Here is a 20,412-nt window from a genome sequence, read left to right as displayed (position 1 = left end):
CTTAATCGCTCAACGGGCATCTCCTCCGCGAAGTCAGGGGTGTTTTGCGCGCGATCACCCATAACCTCGCCGAAAGCATGCCCTTTGAGCGGCAGGGGGTGGGGGAAGGAAGGAAGGAAGGCGAGGGGTGCCGCGCGGTGGGGCTGCCCTGGGCGCGTCACGGATTCCATCCATGCCAAACTCATTGAATTCTCTGGCAATGCAGGCGGTGCACTCCTAAACTGTGGCTAACGGAGTCGTGCGGGCATTCGCGCGGTCTGGTAGATAAGGGGATCGCGAATGAAGCGGGTCGTAACGTTTCTCGGGTTGGCTGCTGTTGCGGCGCTGGCATGGATCGCTCCCGCAGCAGCGACTGCGACACCCCCGCCAGCCTTCGGCGGCAAGTACGTGTTGGACGGCACGAGCGACGGCGTCCTCGGCTCAGACGTCGCGAAGCTCGAAACTGAGGTCCAAGAGTTTGCGACCGAACACGGCGTGCAGCTCTTCGTTGTCTATGTCGACACCTTCGACTCGCCGGCTGATCCCGAAGAGTGGGGCGCCGCAACCGCGCAGAAGAACTTCCTCGGCGACGACGGCGTGCTGTTGAGCGTCGCGGTTGATGATCGGCTCTTCGACCTCAACGCGGCCGAAGCGCTCATCAGCGACGCGCAGTACGACAAGCTCACGAGCGACTACGTGCGGCCCGCGCTCAAGGCAGGCGACTGGAAGGGCGTGGTCGGTGCGACACTCACCGGGATAGAGGAGACCGTACTGAACCCCGATTCGAACGGCACTGGGGTCGCGGTTGCCGTGGTCGGCGGCATTGTCGTCGTCGGGGGAGTCGCTGCCGGCGTCACCATCGCCCGCAAGCGAAAGAAGGATCGTGAAGCCGCCGCCCGCGACGCCGCTGGCGAACCGCTTGCCACGCTCGAAGAGCTCGAGGCGCAGGCGAGCGCGCTGCTCGTGCGCGTCGACGACGACCTGCGCAGCAGCGAGCAAGAACTCGGGTTTGCGGAGGCACAGTTCGGCGCGGCCGCCGCGGAGCCCTTCGGGGCCGCAATTCGCGAGGCCAAAGAGCAACTGCGCGCGGCCTTCCTGCTGCGGCAGAAGCTCGACGACAACATCCCTGATTCAGCAGAGGATCGCCGAGCCTGGCTCAGCGAGATCATCGAACGCTGCTCGGGGGCAAAGGCCTCCCTTGATTCGCACACCGAATCGTTCTCCAAGCTTCGTGAGGTCGAGCAGCGCGGCGCCGAGGTACTGGAGCAGCTCCGGACGCTGCAGCCCGCGGTGCGGGAGCAGCTCGCTACCGCCCGCGCGAACGCGGCTGGCCTTGCCGCAAGCTATGCGCCAACGATCGTCGCGCAGCTCGACGCGAACCTCGCGGAGGCCGAAGCCCGCCTCGTATTCGTGGGCGAGTGCATCGAGGCCGCCGCGCGTGAGCTCGCTGCCGGTGAAACCGCGACGGCCGCGGTGTCGCTGCGGGCCGGCGAAGCCGCGCTCGACCAGGCGCGCACGCTCGCGCAGTCACCCGATGTGCTCGCGGGAGAGCTCGCCGAGAGCGCGCAGCAGTTCGAGGCCGCCGTTGCCGATCTGCGCGGCGACCTTCAGGTCGTCGCGCAGCTGTACCCCACGGCGAATGACGCCGATAAGGCCACGCTGCAGCGGGCGGCGGACCAGGTCAACGCAGTGCTCGCGAACGGAACGCAGGGCGACCCGGTTGCCGCACTCACCGCTGCGGCCTCCGCAAACGTGCAGATCGACACCGCGATCGGAACGGCCCGCGAGAACTCGGAGCGGATCCGCCGAGCTGAGGCTGCCCGCGACGAGGCGCTCGTGCCGGCCCGAAGCGAGGTGCTCGCAGCAGAGCAGTTCATTGAGACGCGCCGCGGCGCGATCGGGGCCCCCGCGCGCACCAGGCTCGCAGAGGCCAAGCGCCAACTGCAGCTCGCTGAGCACTACGCACAGCAGGATCCTGCACAGTCCTACCAGGCAGCGCAGCAGGCGACCCAGTACGCGCGTGCCGCCTACCAGCTGGCCGTCAACGACGTCTCCGGCTGGGGCGGCGGCGGTGGCGGTGGGTACGGCGGAGGCCGCGGGGGATCGAACGAGAGCTTCGGCGGAGCCGTGCTCGGCGGCATTCTCGGCGGCCTCTTGAGCGGCGGCGGTGGCGGGCGCTCGGGCGGCGGGTGGAGCGGCTCGAACGGCGGCTTCACCGGCGGCTGGAACGGCGGCGGCTCGATCGGTGGCGGCGGCGGTTTCGGAGGCGGCGGAGGCGGTGGCGGACGCCGCGGGGGAGGCGGACGTTTCTAATATGAGCACCCCACTCACTGCACTACTCATCCAGCGCGCCTAGCGCCCAAGACTTCGCCTCCCGACCGGGAAAGCGAGAACACCTCCTCCGAGCTGATTCGGTGGAAAAAAGGAAAGGAAGCCAACATGGCAAAGCAATCCATCCTTGGCCGTATTACCCAGCTCGCCAAGGCAAACATCAACGCGCTCCTGGACTCCGCCGAGGATCCAGAGAAGATGCTCAACCAGATGGAGCGCGATTTCAAGAACAGCATCGCCGACGCGGAGAGCTCGGTCGCCCAGACCATCGGCAACCTGCGTCTCATGGAAGCTGATCTCGAAGAGGATCGCAAGGCAGTCACCGAGTGGGGCTCGAAGGCCGCTGCCGCCTCGGCGCAGGCGGAGAAGCTTCGCACGTCGGGTGACGCCGCTGGTGCTGATAAGTTCGACAACCTTGCACGCGTCGCACTCTCGAAGCAGATCTCTTTTGAAAAGGAGGTTTCCGCGACCGAGCCGAGCGTCACCGCGCAGCAGCAGGTCGTCGACCAGCTCAAGACCGGTCTCCAGGTGATGCGCGAGAAGCTCGTGCAGCTGCAGGCGAAGCGCGACGAGCTCGTCTCGCGCGGCAAGGTCGCCGATGCGCAGTCGCAGGTGCAGGACGCGGTGAAGAACCTCGACGTCCTCGACCCAACGAGCGAGCTCGGCCGTTTCGAGGAGAAGGTGAAGCGCCAGGAGGCGATGGTGCGTGGCCAGGCAGAGCTTGCTGCGTCGACGCTCGACGCACAGTTCAACGAGCTCGATGATCTCGGCGCGCTCAGCGAGGTCGACGCGCGTCTCGCGCAGCTGAAGTCGGGCGGCGCGGGAGCATAATCGGCCCGTTTGCTGTTCAGTGAGCCGCCGGCCACTGCGACCCGATAGAATTGCGGAGTCTTTATATTGTCTCCGAAGGGAACCGCAGTGGCCGACGGCTTTTCACTGTTCACTGACCGTTCCGTTGTCGCTATGCGCGTCAACGGCGAACTCCGCGATCTCGCGTGGGAGGTCACTGACACAGACACAGTGGAGCCGGTCACCATCGACTCCGAAGACGGGCTGAGCATTCTCCGCCACTCGGCCGCGCACGTACTCGCGCAGGCCGTGCAGCGCGTGAACCCCGAGACGAAGCTTGGCATCGGCCCGCCCATCACGGACGGCTTCTACTACGACTTCGACACGAGCGAGCCCTTCACCCCCGAAGATCTCAAGGCGCTCGAAAAAGAGATGCAGAAGATCGTCAAGCAGGGCCAGCGATTCGTGCGCCGCGTCGTGAGCGACGACGACGCAACCGCAGAGCTCGCGAACGAGCCGTACAAGCTCGAGCTCATCGGACTCAAGGGCGGCGCTGACGCAGGCTCCGACAATGAGAACGTTGAGGTCGGCGGTGCCGAGCTCACCGTGTACGACAACGTCGACCCGAAGACGGGCGAGGTGATGTGGAGCGACCTGTGCCGCGGCCCGCACCTTCCCAACACGAAGATGATCGGCAATGGCTGGGCGCTCATGCGCTCGAGCGGCGCGTACTGGCGCGGCAGCGAGGCGAACCCGATGCTGCAGCGGGTCTACGGCACCGCCTGGCCCACCAAGGACGAGCTGCGCGCATACCAGACCCGACTTGAGGAGGCCGCGAAGCGCGACCACCGCAAGCTCGGCGTCGAGCTCGACCTGTTCTCGTTCCCCGATGAGATCGGCTCGGGCCTCGCGGTCTTCCACCCGAAGGGCGGCATCATCCGCCACGAAATCGAAGACTTCATGCGCCGCGAGCTGCTGAAGAACGACTACGAGGTCGTGAACAGCCCGCACATCACCAAGGGCACGCTCTTCGAAACCAGCCAGCACCTCAACTGGTACAAGGACGGCATGTTCCCGGCGATGCACCTCGACGAGGTCACGGACGCCGAGGGCAACGTCACGAAGCAGGGCCAGGATTACTACCTGAAGCCCATGAACTGCCCGTTCCACAACCTCATCTTCCGCTCGCGCGCCCGCAGCTACCGCGAGCTGCCGCTGCGCCTCGCCGAGTTCGGCACGGTGTACCGCTACGAGAAGTCGGGCACGCTCTCGGGCCTTACCCGCGTGCGCGGCCTCACGCAGGACGACGCGCACATCTACGTCACCGATGAGCAGGTGAAGGACGAGCTGAAGAAGCAGCTCGAGTTCGTGTTTGCCACGCTGCGCGCCTACGGCCTCGACGACTTCTACCTTGAGCTTTCGACGCGCGACCCCGAGAAGTCGGTCGGCACCGAGCAGCAGTGGGCCGACGCCGAGCAGACGCTCCGCGAGGTCGGCGAGGAGTCGGGGCTCGAGCTCGTCGCAGATCCGGGCGGAGCCGCCTTCTACGGCCCGAAGATCTCCGTGCAGGCGCGCGACGCCATCGGCCGAACCTGGCAGCTGTCGACCGTGCAGCTCGACTTCAACCAGCCCGAGCTCTTCGAGCTCGAGTACGCCGCGGCCGACGGCACGCGCAAGCAGCCGATCATGATCCACCGCGCCCTCCTCGGCTCGATCGAGCGGTTCTTCGCGATCCTGCTCGAGCACTACGCAGGCGCTTTCCCGGTGTGGCTTGCCCCCGAGCAGGTTGTCGGCATCCCGGTCGCCGCCGAGTACGGCGACTACCTCGACGAGATCATCGGGCGACTGCGTGCCGCGGGTGTCCGCGCGCGGGTGGATCACTCCGACGACCGCATGCCGAAGAAGATTCGCACGCACACCAAGCTCAAGGTGCCGTTCCAGCTCATCGCAGGCGAAGAGGATCGCGCCGCGGGCGCGGTCAGCTTCCGCTTCCGCGACGGCACCCAGCTCAACGGCGTGCCCGTCGACGGGGCGATCGCGCGCATCACGGCCGCGATCCAGAGCCACGAGCAGGTGTCGACGGCGTGGGCGGAGTAGCGCGGTGGTAGTCGTGGGGGACGAGCAGGCGGAAGCGCCCGGCGAGCTGGGCACCGTAGGGGTACCCAGCCAGCTGCAGCGCCTCTGGGTGCCGCACCGCATGGCCTACGTGTCAGATCACAAGCAGGCCGATCACTCCGACTGCCCGTTTTGCGAGGCGACCCGACACGAAGACAACTCGGCGCTTATCGTGCACCGCGGCAAGACCGCGTACGTGCTGCTCAACCTGTTCCCGTATAACAGCGGGCACATGCTTGTCTGCCCGTACCGGCACTTCGCGAGCTACGAAGATGCGACGCCCGAGGAGGTCGCAGAGATCGGCGCGCTCACGCAGGCTGGTATGCGTGCCGCGCGGCGGGCGCTGAACTGCGCAGGCTTCAACCTCGGCATGAACCAAGGCGAGATCGCCGGGGCGGGAGTCGCCGCGCACCTGCACCAGCACATCGTGCCGCGCTGGGCTTCTGACTCGAATTTCTTTCCCATCATCGCGCAGACGAAGGCGATGCCCCAGCTGCTCGGCGAGGTCCGCGACCTCATCGCGGCTGCGTGGGCTGATCCTCCCGACGGCGCGTGAGCGCGTGGCGCACGCAGCGCCGCAGGCTCATGAATCGCACAGGGCAATAGGATCGAACAGTACGAACTCGTAGGAAGAAGGAGCACCCGTGGCCGGACACTCCAAGTGGGCAACCACTAAGCACAAGAAGGCAATTCTCGACTCGCGTCGCGCGAAGGCGTTTGCCAAGTACATCAAGGTGATCGAGGTCGCCGCCCGCATCGGCGGGCCCGACATGGCCGGCAACCCGGCGCTGTCCGAGGCCGTGCACAAGGCGAAGAAGAACTCGGTTCCCGGTGACAACATCGACCGCGCGATCAAGCGTGGCGCTGGGCTCACCGGCGAATCGATCGAGTACTTCAGCACCATGTACGAGGCATACGGCCCGAACGGCGTCGCCCTGATGGTCGAGTGCCTCACCGACAACAAGAACCGCGCGGCAGCTGAGGTGCGCACCGCGCTCAGCCGCAACGGCGCGACCCTCGCCGACCCCGGCAGCGTCGCATACAACTTTGAGCGCAAGGGTGTCATCACGGTTCCCACCGAGGGCACCACCGAGGACGACGTGCTCATGGCGGTGCTCGAGGCCGGAGCCGAGGAGGTCAACCCGACCCCGAACGGCGAGGCCTTCGAGGTCATCACGGACGCCTCCGAGCTTGCTGCGGCTCGCGGCGCGCTCGTTGACGCAGGGATCGACTACGACTCGGCCGAGGCCGAGTTCGTGCCGAACCTCAAGGTCGAGATCGACGCTGACACCGCCCGCAAGGTGTTCCGCATCATCGATGCGCTTGAAGACAGCGACGACGTGCAGAACGTCTACGCGAACTTCGACCTCACCGAAGCAGTCCAGGCTGAGCTCGCGAACGACGAGTAAGTAGTCGCGAGTGGGCCCGGGTAATACCCCGGGCCCTTCGCGTCTCCAACAGCCAACCTCTTGCAGCCGAAGGGAGCCGTCATGCGTGTGATCGGAATTGACCCCGGGCTGACACGTCTCGGCGTCGGCATCGTGGCCTCAGAGGGATCCCGAAAACTCACCTTCGAACACGTCGAGGTGCTCACGAGCCCCGCTGGGGCGGAGCTTCCGGCGCGACTTCACCAGCTCGGCACGTCGCTCGAGCGGCTGTTCGACGGCGAGAAACCCGACGCAATCGCGATTGAGCGCGTCTTCGCGCAGCAGAACCTGCCGAGCGTGATGGGCGTCGCCCAGATCAGTGGCATCGTGATGTACCTCGCCGCGGAGCGGGGGATCCCAGTCGCGATGTACACCCCGAACGAGGTGAAGGCGGCGGTGACCGGGTACGGCGCGGCCGACAAGGCGCAGGTCACGAACATGGTGACCCGCCTGCTCGGGCTCGCCGCGCCCCCGCGGCCCGCTGACGCCGCCGATGCCCTTGCGCTCGCGATCGTGCACGCCTGGCACCTCGGCCGGGGTGGCGCGCCCGACCGGCAGCGGCAGAGCCTGGCCCCCGCGGGTGAGACTCCGGCGCAGCGCGCCTGGCGCGAGGCCGAGGCGAAGGGCGGTCGCGCGCGGCGCGGCCCGCGCGCCTAGCTGCCCTACGGGCGCAAGCGTGCTGTACGCCCTCAGCGGTGCATCTCCGCAAAAGCACCACCTTCCTGCAAGAGCCCCCTCTTTCCTCGCGTAGAAATCGGGTGCTCTTGCAGGAAGGTGGTGCTCGCGCGGGTCTTCTCACCCGCGGGGAAACCGCTCACACCAATCGAGTGCCGCGTGCCGACCTCTGGAGCCCCTGGTGCGCTGTGACCCGGGGCCACTTGCTTCCGCCCCACGCGGGAGCGCTCGTTGCCGCGTGCGCCCTGTTACTGCCGCCTGTGCTTCGTGCCCCTGTCTGGTTGAGCTGGTGCGCCCTGGCCGTGTGCCTTCCGCAGCTCCCCCCTGAGGGGCATCGGCCCAGGCACTTGAGGCCTCCGGCGATTCCGGCGACGCCGCGCTCGCTGCGTCCTATCCGCCCCGACTTTTCCTTTCCGAGCCTTATACAGGCCGCAGAACCCTCACTGAGGAACACTCGGGGCGGTATAGATGCACCACACCCGCACAGCGGGATGTCGGGGGCGTGCGCGATAATGGGGGCGTGCCTCTTTACCGTGAACAAGGTGTCGTGCTTCGCACCCAGAAGCTTGGTGAGGCCGACCGCATCGTGACCCTGCTCACGAGCAACCGCGGAGTGCTCAGGGCCGTCGCCAAAGGCGTCCGCCGCACCTCCTCGAAGTTCGGGGCACGGCTCGAACCGTTCATGGTCGCCGACTTCCAGTGTTACGAGGGCCGCACCCTCGACACGATCACGCAGGCCTCCACGCTTGGCGCGTACGGGCCGCAGATCACCGCCGACTACGACCGGTATCGCGCAGGGAGCGTCATGGTCGAGACCGCCGACAGGCTCGCCGAGGGCGGGCCGTCTCGGGAACTCTACGCACTGCTCGTCGGCGCGCTCCGCACGCTCGCTGCCGGCAAGATTCCGCCGGAGCTCGTCCGCGACGGCTATTTGCTGCGGGCAATGGCGAGCGCGGGCTGGACTCCGGGCTTCGAGGACTGCGTGCGCTGCGGTGCCCCGGGCCCGCACACGGCGATCGCCGTGCAGCTCGGCGGCGTCGTCTGCGAGGTGTGCAGGCCCGCGGGATCTCCTCGGCTCGACCCCGCGAGCATCGACCTGCTGCGCGCGCTGCTCGCAGGCAACTGGGAGCAAGCGCTTGAGCACGGCGAACGGGAGCGCGGCCAGGCGGCAGGCATCACCGCGGCCTACACGCAGTGGCACCTCGAGCGCGGCCTGCGCTCGTTCACGGTGCCGCGGCTCTAGGATTGTGAGCATGGCACTCGACCCGAAGACCCTCGTTCCTGTTGATTGGACGGGGGAGCAGCCGCCAGCGTTTCCTGGCCCATCGCCGAAGCACGTCGCGATTGTGATGGACGGCAACGGCCGGTGGGCGAACAAGCGGGGCCTCCCGCGCGTCGAGGGTCACCGCATGGGCGAGCAGGTGCTGCTCGACGTGGTCGCGGGCGCGATTCAGGCGGGCGTCACCCACCTGAGCGTCTACGCGTTTTCGACCGAGAACTGGCGGCGCTCGCCCGACGAGGTGCGCTTTCTCATGGGCTTCAACCGTGACGTGCTGCGCCGCCGCCGCGAGCAGCTCAACGCCTGGAACGTGCGCATGCGCTGGGCGGGCCGGCGGCCGAAGCTCTGGGGCTCGGTCATCAAAGAGCTGAAGACCGCCGAGGCCTACACGGCGAAGAACACTGGGCTCACGCTCACGATGTGCGTGAACTACGGCGGCCGCACGGAGATCCAAGACGCGATGCGCCGCATCGCGGTCGAGGTCGCTGCCGGCAGGCTTTCGCCGAACGGGATCTCGGAGCGCGTCATCGAGAAGCACCTGTACGTGCCGGAGCTGCCGGGCGTCGACCTGTTCGTGCGCAGCTCGGGGGAGCAGCGCACGAGCAACTTCATGCTCTGGCAGTCCGCCTACGCTGAGATGGTGTTTCTCGACCAGCTCTGGCCCGACTTTTCGAGGCGCGACCTCTGGGAGGCGATCCAGATCTACCACGACCGCGATCGCCGCTTCGGGGGCGCGGTCGACAAGCCGAAGCGCGCCTAGGCGCAGGCTGCGCCGGTTCGCGCTCGGATCTGCGAGAATAGACCGGTCATGACTACCTCCACGCTGCCAGGCAGCCGCCTGAAGATCGGCCCGCTCGAACTCGACGTTCCCGTCGTGCTCGCACCTATGGCCGGCATTACGAATACCGCTTTCCGTCGGCTGTGCCGCGAGTACGGTGCTGGGCTCTACGTGAGCGAGATGATCACGAGCCGCGCGCTCGTCGAACGCACGCCGGCGTCACTGCGGCTGATTAAGCACCACGAGAGCGAGACGCCGCGCTCGATCCAGCTGTACGGGGTCGATCCGAAGACCGTCGCGGAGGCCGTGCGCTTCCTCGTCGATGAGGATCTCGCAGACCACATCGACCTGAACTTCGGCTGCCCGGTTCCCAAGGTGACCCGCAAGGGCGGGGGAGCGGCGCTGCCGTGGAAGAGCGACCTATTCCAGGCGATCGTCGAGGGCGCGGTCAAGGCCGCGGGTGATATCCCGCTCACGATGAAGATGCGCAAGGGCATCGATGCTGATCACCTCACCTTCCTCGATGCCGCTCGCGCGGCGGAGGGCGCGGGCGTCGCGGCGATTGCGCTGCACGGCCGCACGGCCAACGAGTTCTACTCGGGCACCGCCGACTGGGGTGCCATCGCTGAGCTCAAGCAGGCGATCACGAGTGTGCCGATCCTTGGCAACGGCGACATCTGGGCGGCGGAAGACGCGATCCGGATGGTGCACGAAACCGGCTGCGACGGCGTCGTTGTCGGCCGCGGCTGCCTCGGTCGCCCCTGGCTGTTCGGTGACCTCGCGGCGGCGTTCAAGGCCGAGCAGGGCGAGATCACCCAGGAGGAGGCAACCGCAGCGATCGCGAAGCCCGGTCTCGGCTTCGTGATGGAGGCGATGCGCCGCCACACCGAGCTGCTCGTCGAGTTCTTCGACGGCGACGAGGCCCGCGCCTGCCGCGACATTCGCAAGCACGTCGCCTGGTACTACAAGGGCTACGGCGTCGGCGGCGACACCCGCCGCGCACTGGCCGCGGTCGAGTCGCTCGAGCAGCTCGACGAGATCTACGAGACCATGGATGCCTCGCTGCCCTACCCGGGCATCGGCGCCGAGGGGCAGCGCGGCCGCGCTGGCAGCCCGAAGCAGCCGAAGCTCCCCGACGGCTGGCTGAACTCGCGCGACAGTGCGCATATCGACTACGCCGAGCTCGCTGAGGCTGAGCGGGACGACTCCGGTGGATAGCGCGGTGCGGATCCCGGGGCTCGCCGGACGCCAGCCCGCCCGCGGCGAGTACCGCGACGCGGATGTCGAGCGTTTTGTGCCAGAGATCCACAGCGGCGTGCGGAGCGACTTCGAGCGCGACCGTGCGCGGGTGATCCACTCCTCGGGGCTGCGCAAGCTCGCCGCGAAGACGCAGGTACTCAGCCCGACCGCGGGCATCGACTTCGCCCGCAACCGGCTGACGCACTCGCTCGAGGTTGCGCAGATCGGTCGCGAGCTCGCCGCGTCGCTCGGTCTCGACCGCGACGTGGTCGACGCGGCCTGCCTCACCCACGACCTCGGGCACCCGCCGTTCGGGCATAACGGCGAGCGCGCGCTCGCCGAGTGGGCGAAGGACGCCGGCGGCTTCGAGGGCAACGCGCAGACGCTGCGGATCCTCACCCGCCTCGAGGCGAAGCGCTTCACCGAGGACGGGGCGAGCGCGGGGCTGAACCTTACGCGCGCAACGCTCGACGCGAGCTGCAAGTACCCGTGGAGCCGTGAAGAGGCGCCCGTGGGTAGCGCGAAGTTCGGCTACTACGCCGACGACGCAGAGGTGTTCCACTGGATGCGCGACGGCGCGCCCGCGCGCGTGAAGTGCGCCGAGGCGCAGACGATGGATCTCTCCGACGACATCGCGTATTCGGTGCACGATTTCGAGGACGCGATCGTCAGTGACCACATCGACCCGCTGATCCTCACCAGCCGCTCCGGCCACGACTCGCTCATCGCCGACGTCGCCGAGTGGGCGGGCGGAGACTTCACGCTCGACGAGCTCTCGCAGGCCTACGACCGCATCGCCGCGACGCCGAACTGGCTCACCCGCTGGGACGGCTCGCGCCAGCACCAGGCGCAGCTCAAGAACTTCACGAGCGACATGATCGGGCACTTCGCCAGGGCCGCGATTGCCGCCACGATGGCCTCGGCCGACCGCGCCCAGCTCACCCGCTACGGCGCGAGCCTCGTGGTGCCGCAGGAGATCCACGCCGAGATCGCGGTGCTCAAGGGCATTGTCGCGGCGTTTGTGATGGCGAGCGGGCGGCGGCAGCCGACGTATCGCCGGCAGCGCGAGCTGCTGACCGAGCTGCTGGAGACCCTCTGGGCGACGCAGGACGCGGATCTTGAGCCGGCGTTCCAGGCCGACTTTGCGCAGGCGCACGATGAGGCTGCAGCGAAGCGCGTGATCGTGGATCAGGTCGCCTCGCTCACCGACCAGTCGGCGATTGCCTGGCACCGCAGGCTCTGCGAAATCCCGTTGGTGTGACGCGCCCGGCTCAGCCGGCCCGCGCCGAGTAGACTGGGCACCATGGCGGGGCGGATTAAGGCGAGTGACGTCGAGGAAGTGAAGCGGCGCACAAACATCGGCGACCTCGTCGGCGATTACGTTGCGCTGAAGAGCGCCGGCATCGACTCGATGAAGGGCCTCTGCCCCTTCCACGACGAGCGTAGCCCGAGTTTTCACGTGCGCCCCACACTCGGCTACTTCCACTGCTTCGGCTGCGGCGAGTCCGGCGACTCGATCAGCTTCGTGCAGAAGATGGATCACCTCTCCTTCGCCGAGTCGGTCGAGCGACTCGCTGCGCGCATCAACTATGTGCTCACCTACGAAGAGGGCTTCGAGCGGCGCGAGGACGGCCCGAACCGGGCTCGCCTGCTCGCCGCGAACCAGGCGGCGAGCGAGTTCTACCGTGGCCAGCTCATGGGCGAAGAGGCACTCACCGCCCGCACCTTCCTCGCCCAGCGTGGCTTCGACGAGGCCTCCTGGGAGCTCTTCGGCGTCGGCTACGCCCCGCGCGGCTGGGACGCGCTCACCGGCCACCTTCGGAAGCTCGGCTACACCCCGCAGGAGCTCGTGCAGGCCGGCCTGGTCTCCGAGGGCCAGCGCGGCGTCTACGACCGCTTCAGGGGCCGCGTGGTGTGGCCCATTCGCGATACAAGCGGGCAGACGCTCGGCTTCGGTGCGCGCAAGCTCTACGACGACGACAACGGGCCCAAGTACCTGAACACGCCCGAGACGCCGGTCTACCACAAGTCCCGGGTGCTCTACGGGCTCGATCTCGCGAAGAAGTCGATCTCCCGCGGCCGCCGCGCCGTGATTGTCGAGGGCTACACCGATGTGATGGCCTGCCACCTCGCGGGCGTCGAAGACGCGATTGCGACGTGTGGCACGGCCTTTGGTAAAGACCACATCTCGATGCTGCGCCGCGTCATGGGCGACGACGCCGCGGCCGAGGTGATCTTCACCTTCGACCCGGACGAGGCGGGGCAGAAGGCCGCGCTGCGCGCGTTCGGCGAGGAGCAGCGCTTCACCGCACAGACCTACGCGGCGATCGCGCCCGACGGCTACGATCCCGCCGACCTGCGGCTGCACAAGGGTGATGAGGCCGTCCGTGAGCTCTTCGATAAGAAGGTGCCACTGTTCGAGTTCGCGCTCAAGCAGGCGATCGCACGCTTCGACCTGAACTCGGTCGAGGGCCGCGTCTCGGCACTCCGGCAGGCTGCGCCGATCGTCGCCGGCATTAAAGATCCGGGGATGCGTCCCGGCTACACCCGTGAGCTCGCGCGAATGCTTGGGCTCGATCTGCGCGAGGTGCAGCACGCGGTGCGCAACACCCGGCAGGCGCCGGCTGAGCCGGAGTTCGGTGGGCCAGGCGAGGCCGGGGGCTTCGGCGGCGGACCAGAGCTCGATCGCGCCCCCGAGCCCCCGAAGGCGTCGCTGGCGACGCTGCGGCAGGATCCCGCCGTGTGGCTCGAACGCGACGCGATCATGGCGATGATCCAGCAGGGGCCCGCAGTCGGCCCGGAGCTGCTCTCGCAGGCCGTCACGGCACAGGTCACCGAGCCGAATCTCAAACTCGTGCGTGACGCGCTCCAGACGGCGCTCCCGAGCCTGGGAGGGGATTGGATCGAATCGATCCTCGAGGCGACGCCGCCGAGCCACCAGGGGCTCGTGCGCGAGCTCGCGATTGCCTCGATGCCGCAGCGGGATCCTGCGCTGCTTCCCGAGTACTCTCGCGAGGTCGTGATTTCTTTGCTTGATCGGGATCTTGTCTCTCTGAAGCAGGAACTGCTTGCGCGGATGCAGCGCATCGGGGACTCGACAAGTGAAGCCTCCAGGCGCGTGCAAGAACAGCTCGCTGCCCTTGAACATGCCAGGCGGGGCCTCCGCCACGACTAGTAAGGTGAGTTTGTGGCACATCCAAACCTCGAGGCAGACCCGGTTCTCTACACTTCAGACCTCTCGCTGCGATATCCCGCGCACGCGGGTGGGCGGGCCTTTCAGGCCATCGAGGGGGTGACTGTCGAACTCAAGCGTGGCGGAGTGCTCGCGGTGCTTGGCGAGAGCGGCTCAGGGAAGTCGACGCTCACCCGCTACCTCGCGGGCCGCGGCTCCGAGGGCGACAAGAACGCGCGCATCAAGAGCGCCGGCGGCGACGCGCGAGCGCTTGATGTGCCGCTTGAGCGGCTCTCCCGACGCAGCCGCTCGCGGCTGACGGCCTATGTCGGCCATCTCGCGCAGGATGCGGGTGCGACGCTCACGCCCGAGCTCAACGTCGGGGACGTTCTGTTCGAGCCGATCTCCGAACGCGTGCGGAACTTCGACCGCGAGCCGCTCGGGGAGCGCATCGCCGAGATGATGGACATCGTCGCGCTGCCGCTCGCGAAGCTGCAGGAGTACCCGTACGAGCTCTCCAAGGGGCAGCGACAGCGCGTTGCCGTGATGCGCTCGCTCATGCTCGACCCGAGCGTCCTCATTGTCGATGAGCCGACGCTGGGGGTCGACGCGAACAACCGCCCGAAGATCGTCGAGTTGCTGAAGTGGTACCGCGAGCGCACGGGCGCGTCGATGGTGCTCGTGAGCCACGACATCGGCATGCTCGAGGCGCTCGCAGAAGAGGTCGTCGTGCTGCAGCAGGGCAGGCTCGTGGGCCGCGGCGAGATCAACACGATCTTCCGACGCACTGAACACGACTACGTTCGCAAGCTTGCCGACGCCCTCCGATCGACCGCGTACGACGAGATCGCCGAGGAATAGACTCGCCGTGTGCAGCTGATTTGCAACCGCGCCAAAAGGCTTGGTACGCTAGTCGAGTTGCTGCGGCAATGATCCCCTGTAGCTCAGCTGGCAGAGCGCTTGACTGTTAATCAGGATGTCGTTGGTTCGAGCCCAACCGGGGGAGCAGCTGGGCCCTTACTCTTATGAGTAAGGGCCCTTGTGTTTTCTAGGTCCTGTTTCCAGGCCACCTCGAAGGAGCGGACATGACGAACCATCACGGACAGATCATCGGAGTCGAGCCCTACGGCACGCCCGAGCTGCACGAGAGCGTGTGGCTCGCGCCAGGATCAATCGTCGTCGGCGATGTGACAATCGGAGCCGGGTCGAGCATCTGGTACAACGCCGTCGTGCGGGGCGACTCTGAGGCCGTGCGCATCGGCGAGCGCACGAACGCGCAGGACGGCGTCGTGATCCACACCTTCCGCGGCCAGCCGACAGTCATCGGCGACGACGTCTCGATGGGCCACAACGCCGTCGTGCACGGCGCCACCGTCGAGAACGGTTGCCTCATCGGCATGAGCGCTACGGTGCTCAACGAGGCGGTCGTGGGGGAGGGATCCCTCGTCGCGGCAGGCGCGCTCGTGCCGCAAGGCATGGTGATCCCGCCGCACTCGCTCGTCGCTGGCGTGCCCGCGCGCATCGTGCGCGAGCTCACCGCTTCGGACCGGGAGTCGGTCAGGGTGAACGCCGAGGTCTACCTCGAGTACACCGAGAACCATCGGGCTGCCACCGCCGGCTGACCCGGGGAGGCGGCGCGGTGTGACGCGCCGATGTGTCGGGGCGTTAGCCCGAGCGGCGGTTGATGCAGTATGCTCGATGAGTCGCGTAAAGCGTCCGGCCATTCAGGTGGTCCGGGGATGTAGCTCAATGGTAGAGCCTCAGTCTTCCAAACTGATTACGCGGGTTCGATTCCCGTCATCCCCTCCGTGTATGCCCCTTCGGGGATGTAGCTCAATGGTAGAGCGTCGGCCTTCCAGGCTGATGATGCTGGTTCGATTCCCGCCGTCCCCTCCAAGTGCAAAACCCCCTCACTTTCCGGTGAGGGGGTTTTGCGTTGTGGTGCGAGGCGAGCTCAATGTCCCGAGCTGCGCAGGCCGGCGAGAACGAACTCGAAGCGGCGCTCGAACTCCGCGTAGCTCTGGGAGGCGCAAGCGCGGGCGATGATTCCGCGCTCCCAGATGAGGAGGTAGAGATCCTCTGGGGTGATGTCAGCTCGGGTGAAGCCGTCGGCCTGCGCGGCCGCGAGCAGGTCAGAGCCGAAGGCGCTCGCGCGTGCGCACAGCGAGGCGAGTGCCGCGGAGTCGGGCTGGCTTCGCAACAGTACGTCGTTTGCTGCCGGCTCCTCGAACTGCAACCGCCACATGCGGCGGAGGTACCCCTCGAAGCGCTCGCCGGGAGCCGCGAGCGCGCCGACCTCGGCGAGGATGGCCTCGATCCGCTCCCCAACGAGTTCCTCGACCACGGCATCGATAAGCCCGGTCCTGCCACCGAATCGGTGATAGATCGTGCCCTTACTCACCCCCGCGCTGCGGGCGACCTCGTCGAGCGCGGTGCCCAGTCCGCGCTCGCGGAAAACGTCGAGCGCCGCGCGCCGAATGGTCTCGACGTTGCGTTGCGCATCCGCGCGCAGCGGTGCGGTCGCTGTCTGAGTTCGCGAGCTCATCGCGCCGCGGCAGCGCTCCCTGAGCGGGAGCTCCCTGGCTGGCCGCTGCCGGAGCGCGTGCTCCACGCGGTCTCGAGTGCCTGCACGAAGCCCTCGACAGGCTGGGCGCCAGAGACCGCGTACTTTCCGTCGAACACGAAGAAGGGCACGCCGGTGATCTGGAGCTGTTGTGCCTGCGCGAGATCCGCGTCGACCTCGGCCTCGTGCGCGCCGGTCTCGAGCGCGGTGAGCGCCTCCGCGCGGTCGAGCCCGACCTCCTCGGCGAGCGTGGCAAGCACCTCGTAGTCGCCGACGAACTGGCCCTCCGAGAAGTATGCCTCGAAGAGCCGGATCATCATCTCGTGCTGCTTGCCGCGTGTCGCCGCGAAGTGTGAGAGCCTGTGCGCTGCCCGGGTGTTCGTCGCGATCGCGTCTTGCATGCGGTAGTCGAGGCCAACGGCCGCGCCCCGCTCGGAGATCTGTGAGTTCATCGCCGCCGCCTGCTCCGGCGGCATGCCGCGCTTCGATGCCAGCAGCTCGTTCATGCCGATCTTGGTATCGGCTGCGAGCTCGGGCATGAGGAGGTAGCTGTGGTAGCGCACCTCGACGTTGGCGCGGTGCGGGAAGTGCTCGAGCGCTAGTGCGAGGTGCGTATCGCCGAGGTAGCAGAACGGGCAGGCGATGTCGCTCCAGATGTCGACCACCATCGCCGGGGCGCTCTGGCCGAAGGCCTCGCCAGCCATTAGGAGCAGTTCCCTTCGAGATCGCATGTGCCGACTGCTCCGGCATCCCCGAGCAGCAAGAGCGGTGTGACGGGTGCGGTGTCGGGCGTCGCGGCTACTGGGGGAACCGAATTCGCGTCGGTCGGGGCGGAGGAAGCATTACTTGACTGCATGGTCAAGATGCTACCGAGGGGAGCGGGATCGGTCAATCGCTCCCAGGTGTTACTCACGTGGCTCGCAGTTGCGCCGGCGCAGTGCGGCTGCGATGCGCCACCCAGGCGACAGGCAAGGGGGCCCAGCAGCGGGATTGCGACACGCTACAACCGGGGCGAGCGAGGCAAGATCGTTGATTTCCCGCCAAATTTTCGAAGAAACACGGCCGAGTTCTTGCCCGGTGTGCTGAAAGGCTGCGCTTTGGACTAGGATTGGTCAGGTTGCGCACTTGCTGCGCAGCGCGAGACGAAGAGTCTCGGGGCGTAGCTCAGCTTGGCTAGAGCGCCCGCTTTGGGAGCGGGAGGTCGCAGGTTCGAATCCTGTCGCCCCGACAAGGGTCGTTTGGCCCGACACAGGCTGATTGCAGCAATATTCCGACGATGAGAGGCCAAATTGCCGAAGACGAAAGCTGAGAAGCTCACACCGACCCGCTCAAAGCTGACCGTTACCGTCACGCAGGACGAGCTTGCTCCCTACCTGAAGAACGCGTACAAGTCGATCGCTGAGCAGGTTTCGATCCCCGGCTTCCGCAAGGGTAAGGCTCCCGCGCAGATCATCGACCAGCGCTTCGGTCGCGACTCGGTCATCTCCGAGGCAGTGAACCACTCGCTCGATGACTTCTACCAGGCGGCTGTTGCCGAGGCTGGCGTGCGCCCGATGGGCCGCCCCTCCGCAGACATCGAGAAGATGCCCGAGGCTGCTGACGCCAAGAGCGAGCTCGTTCTCCTCTTCGAGGTCGAGGTTCGCCCAGAATTCACCCTGCCGAACTACGACGGCATGGAGCTCACCGTTGACGAGGCAGAGGTCGACGAAAGCGCAGTCGAGGCAGAGCTCACCAGCCTGCGCGAGCGCTTCGGCACCCTCGTCACGGTCGACCGCCCCGCAAAGACCGGCGACTTCGTCGAGCTTGACCTCACCGCAAAGGTTGACGGCGTCGAGGTAGACCAGGCAAGCGGCGTCTCCTACGAGGTCGGCGCAGGCAACCTGCTGCAGGGCACCGATGAGGCAGTCGAGACGCTCACCGCAGGTGAGACCACGAACTACACCTCGCAGCTGCTCGGCGGCGAGTACGAGGGCCAGGACGCCGAAGTTGAGCTCACGCTCACCGCGGTGAAGGAGCGCGAGCTTCCCGAGGCTGACGACGAGTTCGCTCAGCTCGCGAGCGAGTTCGACACGATCGCTGAGCTCCGCGAGAGCCTCAAGGAGCAGGTCTCGCAGGCTTCGGTCTTTGCTCAGGGCCGCCAGGCACGCGACCTCTTCACCGAGACGCTCATCGAGCAGGCCGAGATCCCCATCTCGGAAGAACTCGTTGAGGAAGAAGTGCACCGTCACCTCGAGGGTGAGGGTCGTCTTGAGGACGACGAGCACCGCGCAGAGGTTCGCGTTGCGAGCGAGAAGCAGATCCAGATGGAACTCCTGCTCGACGCGATCGCTGAGCAGGAAAACGTCACCCCGACGCAGGCCGAGCTCTCGGACTACATCTACCAGTCGGCTCAGCAGTACGGCATGGAGCCCACGCAGTTCCTCCAGGCCATCAGCCAGGGCAACCAGCTGCAGGTCATCCTCGGTGAGGTTACCCGCAACAAGGCACTCGCTGTCGCACTCGGCAAGACCAAGGTCTCCGATAAGGCCGGCAAGGCTGTCGACCTCGGCGCATTCGTCGCGGTAGACACCGACGACGAGGCACCCGAGGCAGAGGCTCCCGCCGCTGACGAGAAGCCCAAGAAGGCTCCAGCGAAGAAGGCTGCTGCCAAGGCAGACGCAGCTGAGAAGCCCGCAGCGAAGAAGGCTCCGGCCAAGAAGGCTGCAGCTGCCGACGCTCCTGAAGCAGACGCTGACGAGGAGGCCAAGAAGGCCGCTCGCTCCGCTGCTGCCAAGAAGGCTGCTGCGACCCGCGCCGCGAAGAAGGCTGCTGCGGAAGAGAAGTAACCCACTTCCGCACGACTGAAGAATCCCCGGCCCATGTGGCCGGGGATTCTTCGTTTCCAGCGAACTTCCGCGCCGCACGCAACGCCCACGGCGAACACGCCAGCGCGAGTGATTCGCACTCGGTACGCTCGAATCAAGCAACTTACGAATGGAGCGCCGAATGGCTGAACAGTCGCCCGTGAACAGCGTGTTCGACCGCCTGCTGAAAGACCGAATCATCTGGCTCGGTTCTGAGGTGCGCGACGAAAACGCAAACGAGATCTGCGCAAAGATCTTGCTCCTCGCGGCAGAGGATCCCGAGGCCGATATCTACCTGTACATCAACTCACCCGGTGGGTCGATTACAGCCGGTATGGCCATTTACGACACGATGAGCTTCGTGCCGAACGACATCGTGACCGTGGGAATCGGCATGGCTGCCTCGATGGGGCAGTTCCTGCTCACCGCAGGCACCAAGGGCAAGCGCTACATCACGCCGAACGCCCGTGTGCTGCTGCACCAGCCGCACGGCGGCTTCGGTGGCACCGCGAGCGACATCCAGACGCAGGCCCAGCTCATCGTTTCGATGAAGAACCGCCTCGCTGAGATCACCGCGAAGCAGACCGGCAAGACCCTCGAGCAGATCAACGAGGACGGCGACCGCGATCGCTGGTTCACGGCCGAAGAGGCGCTGGAGTACGGCTTCGTCGATTTCATCAGGGACACCGCTACGGACGTCGTCGGCGGCGGCGGCACGAGCAAGTAGTCGATAGGAAAACACCACATGACGAATCTCCACATGCCACAGGGCGGCGGCCAGGGCCTGCAGATGCCTGACTCCCGCTACGTGCTCCCCACCTTTGAGGAGCGCACCGCTTACGGCTTCAAGCGTCAGGATCCCTACGCGAAGCTCTTCGAAGACCGCATCATCTTCCTGGGCGTCCAGGTTGACGATGCGTCTGCTGACGATGTGATGGCGCAGCTGCTCGTGCTCGAGAGCCAGGATCCTGAGCGCGACATCACCATGTACATCAACTCACCCGGTGGCTCGTTCACCGCGATGACTGCGATCTACGACACGATGCAGTACGTGCGCCCGCACGTGCAGACTGTGTGCCTGGGCCAGGCGGCCTCTGCTGCAGCCGTGCTGCTCGCCGGCGGTTCGCCGGGCAAGCGCCTTGCGCTCCCGAACGCCCGCGTGCTCATCCACCAGCCCTCGAGCGGACAGGGCGGCCACGGCCAGGCCTCCGATATCGAGATC

18 protein-coding genes and 4 tRNA genes are annotated in these 20,412 nt (G+C 66.7%); 20 read left to right on the top strand and 2 right to left on the bottom strand.

Annotated features, from left to right (window positions below):
• The first annotated feature begins 279 nt into the window (after positions 1–279).
• From ACI1US_RS08320 to ACI1US_RS08245, 16 genes are all read left to right on the top strand, one after another.
• Complete coding sequence (locus ACI1US_RS08320) at positions 280–2,292, top strand: TPM domain-containing protein (RefSeq protein WP_461639664.1); 2,013 nt, start codon at positions 280–282, stop codon at positions 2,290–2,292.
• 126 nt (positions 2,293–2,418) lie between these two features.
• The gene (locus ACI1US_RS08315; RefSeq protein WP_059060712.1) at positions 2,419–3,141 is read left to right on the top strand and encodes a PspA/IM30 family protein; all 723 of its coding nucleotides are present in this window, start codon (positions 2,419–2,421) and stop codon (positions 3,139–3,141) included.
• Positions 3,142–3,228: 87 nt separating this feature from the next.
• Positions 3,229–5,196, top strand: a complete 1,968-nt coding sequence (gene thrS / locus ACI1US_RS08310) for a threonine--tRNA ligase (protein ID WP_416549571.1) — start codon at positions 3,229–3,231, stop codon at positions 5,194–5,196.
• A 4-nt stretch (positions 5,197–5,200) separates the two neighbouring features.
• Positions 5,201–5,770 carry an HIT family protein gene (locus ACI1US_RS08305; RefSeq protein ID WP_461639661.1) on the top strand — a complete coding sequence of 190 codons (570 nt, stop codon included), beginning with the start codon at positions 5,201–5,203 and terminating at the stop codon, positions 5,768–5,770.
• An 88-nt stretch (positions 5,771–5,858) separates the two neighbouring features.
• Complete coding sequence (locus ACI1US_RS08300) at positions 5,859–6,623, top strand: YebC/PmpR family DNA-binding transcriptional regulator (protein ID WP_416549569.1); 765 nt, start codon at positions 5,859–5,861, stop codon at positions 6,621–6,623.
• An 81-nt stretch (positions 6,624–6,704) separates the two neighbouring features.
• Positions 6,705–7,298 (top strand): crossover junction endodeoxyribonuclease RuvC, encoded by a 594-nt coding sequence (gene ruvC, locus ACI1US_RS08295; RefSeq protein WP_416549568.1) that lies wholly within the window; start codon positions 6,705–6,707, stop codon positions 7,296–7,298.
• A 538-nt stretch (positions 7,299–7,836) separates the two neighbouring features.
• A complete protein-coding gene (gene recO, locus ACI1US_RS08290; RefSeq protein WP_461639659.1) occupies positions 7,837–8,559 on the top strand; it encodes a DNA repair protein RecO in 723 nt (240 codons plus the stop codon).
• A 10-nt stretch (positions 8,560–8,569) separates the two neighbouring features.
• Complete coding sequence (locus ACI1US_RS08285; RefSeq protein ID WP_461639657.1) at positions 8,570–9,355, top strand: isoprenyl transferase; 786 nt, start codon at positions 8,570–8,572, stop codon at positions 9,353–9,355.
• 48 nt (positions 9,356–9,403) lie between these two features.
• The gene (dusB, locus tag ACI1US_RS08280) at positions 9,404–10,591 is read left to right on the top strand and encodes a tRNA dihydrouridine synthase DusB (protein WP_461639655.1); all 1,188 of its coding nucleotides are present in this window, start codon (positions 9,404–9,406) and stop codon (positions 10,589–10,591) included.
• Positions 10,584–11,873 (top strand): deoxyguanosinetriphosphate triphosphohydrolase, encoded by a 1,290-nt coding sequence (locus tag ACI1US_RS08275; protein WP_461639701.1) that lies wholly within the window; start codon positions 10,584–10,586, stop codon positions 11,871–11,873. The genes dusB and ACI1US_RS08275 overlap by 8 nt, the downstream gene beginning before the upstream one ends.
• Positions 11,874–11,915: 42 nt before the next feature.
• On the top strand, positions 11,916–13,787 hold the full coding sequence (dnaG, locus tag ACI1US_RS08270; protein WP_461639653.1) for a DNA primase: 1,872 nt from the start codon (positions 11,916–11,918) through the stop codon (positions 13,785–13,787).
• Between the two features lie 12 nt (positions 13,788–13,799).
• Positions 13,800–14,645 (top strand): ABC transporter ATP-binding protein, encoded by an 846-nt coding sequence (locus ACI1US_RS08265; RefSeq protein WP_461639652.1) that lies wholly within the window; start codon positions 13,800–13,802, stop codon positions 14,643–14,645.
• A gap of 72 nt (positions 14,646–14,717) precedes the next feature.
• Positions 14,718–14,790 (top strand) — tRNA-Asn (locus ACI1US_RS08260).
• A gap of 79 nt (positions 14,791–14,869) precedes the next feature.
• A complete protein-coding gene (locus tag ACI1US_RS08255) occupies positions 14,870–15,406 on the top strand; it encodes a gamma carbonic anhydrase family protein (protein WP_461639650.1) in 537 nt (178 codons plus the stop codon).
• Between the two features lie 113 nt (positions 15,407–15,519).
• Positions 15,520–15,590: transfer RNA gene (locus ACI1US_RS08250), tRNA-Gly, on the top strand.
• A 16-nt stretch (positions 15,591–15,606) separates the two neighbouring features.
• A tRNA-Gly gene (locus tag ACI1US_RS08245) sits at positions 15,607–15,680 on the top strand.
• A 58-nt stretch (positions 15,681–15,738) separates the two neighbouring features.
• On the opposite strand, the gene ACI1US_RS08240 is transcribed toward ACI1US_RS08245, so the two are convergent.
• Together ACI1US_RS08240 and ACI1US_RS08235 are read right to left on the bottom strand one after the other, a co-directional pair.
• Positions 15,739–16,329: a TetR/AcrR family transcriptional regulator gene (locus tag ACI1US_RS08240; RefSeq protein ID WP_461639648.1), complete on the bottom strand. Its 591-nt coding sequence runs from the start codon at positions 16,327–16,329 to the stop codon at positions 15,739–15,741.
• Positions 16,326–17,051, bottom strand: a complete 726-nt coding sequence (locus ACI1US_RS08235) for a DsbA family oxidoreductase (RefSeq protein ID WP_461639646.1) — start codon at positions 17,049–17,051, stop codon at positions 16,326–16,328. Before ACI1US_RS08235 ends, ACI1US_RS08240 begins: the two co-directional genes overlap by 4 nt.
• Before the next feature lie 449 nt (positions 17,052–17,500).
• On the opposite strand from ACI1US_RS08235, the gene ACI1US_RS08230 reads away from it, so the two are divergent.
• From ACI1US_RS08230 to ACI1US_RS08215, 4 genes are all read left to right on the top strand, one after another.
• A tRNA-Pro gene (locus tag ACI1US_RS08230) sits at positions 17,501–17,575 on the top strand.
• 61 nt (positions 17,576–17,636) lie between these two features.
• Positions 17,637–19,172: a trigger factor gene (tig, locus tag ACI1US_RS08225; protein ID WP_416549567.1), complete on the top strand. Its 1,536-nt coding sequence runs from the start codon at positions 17,637–17,639 to the stop codon at positions 19,170–19,172.
• A gap of 160 nt (positions 19,173–19,332) precedes the next feature.
• Positions 19,333–19,917, top strand: a complete 585-nt coding sequence (locus ACI1US_RS08220) for an ATP-dependent Clp protease proteolytic subunit (RefSeq protein ID WP_416549566.1) — start codon at positions 19,333–19,335, stop codon at positions 19,915–19,917.
• Between the two features lie 18 nt (positions 19,918–19,935).
• Positions 19,936–20,412 (top strand): ATP-dependent Clp protease proteolytic subunit (locus tag ACI1US_RS08215; RefSeq protein WP_461639643.1); only part of this gene is annotated, 477 nt, incomplete at its 3' end.

Origin of the sequence: Leucobacter sp. BZR 635, from assembly GCF_048061935.2 — a bacterium.
In the GTDB taxonomy this organism is placed as follows: domain Bacteria; phylum Actinomycetota; class Actinomycetes; order Actinomycetales; family Microbacteriaceae; genus Leucobacter.
This window is presented reverse-complemented; position numbering and strand designations above follow the sequence as displayed.

Excerpts from the sequence above, each read along its gene's own strand:
- ACI1US_RS08315 (WP_059060712.1), top strand. The coding sequence starts at position 2,419 with ATGGCAAAGCAATCCATCCTTGGCCGTATTACCCAGCTCGCCAAGGCA.
- ACI1US_RS08320 (WP_461639664.1), top strand. The coding sequence starts at position 280 with ATGAAGCGGGTCGTAACGTTTCTCGGGTTGGCTGCTGTTGCGGCGCTG.
- ruvC (WP_416549568.1), top strand. The coding sequence starts at position 6,705 with ATGCGTGTGATCGGAATTGACCCCGGGCTGACACGTCTCGGCGTCGGC.
- ACI1US_RS08235 (WP_461639646.1), bottom strand. The coding sequence starts at position 17,051 with ATGGCTGGCGAGGCCTTCGGCCAGAGCGCCCCGGCGATGGTGGTCGAC.
- ACI1US_RS08285 (WP_461639657.1), top strand. The coding sequence starts at position 8,570 with ATGGCACTCGACCCGAAGACCCTCGTTCCTGTTGATTGGACGGGGGAG.
- dusB (WP_461639655.1), top strand. The coding sequence starts at position 9,404 with ATGACTACCTCCACGCTGCCAGGCAGCCGCCTGAAGATCGGCCCGCTC.
- ACI1US_RS08255 (WP_461639650.1), top strand. The coding sequence starts at position 14,870 with ATGACGAACCATCACGGACAGATCATCGGAGTCGAGCCCTACGGCACG.
- ACI1US_RS08220 (WP_416549566.1), top strand. The coding sequence starts at position 19,333 with ATGGCTGAACAGTCGCCCGTGAACAGCGTGTTCGACCGCCTGCTGAAA.
- ACI1US_RS08240 (WP_461639648.1), bottom strand. The coding sequence starts at position 16,329 with ATGAGCTCGCGAACTCAGACAGCGACCGCACCGCTGCGCGCGGATGCG.
- dnaG (WP_461639653.1), top strand. The coding sequence starts at position 11,916 with ATGGCGGGGCGGATTAAGGCGAGTGACGTCGAGGAAGTGAAGCGGCGC.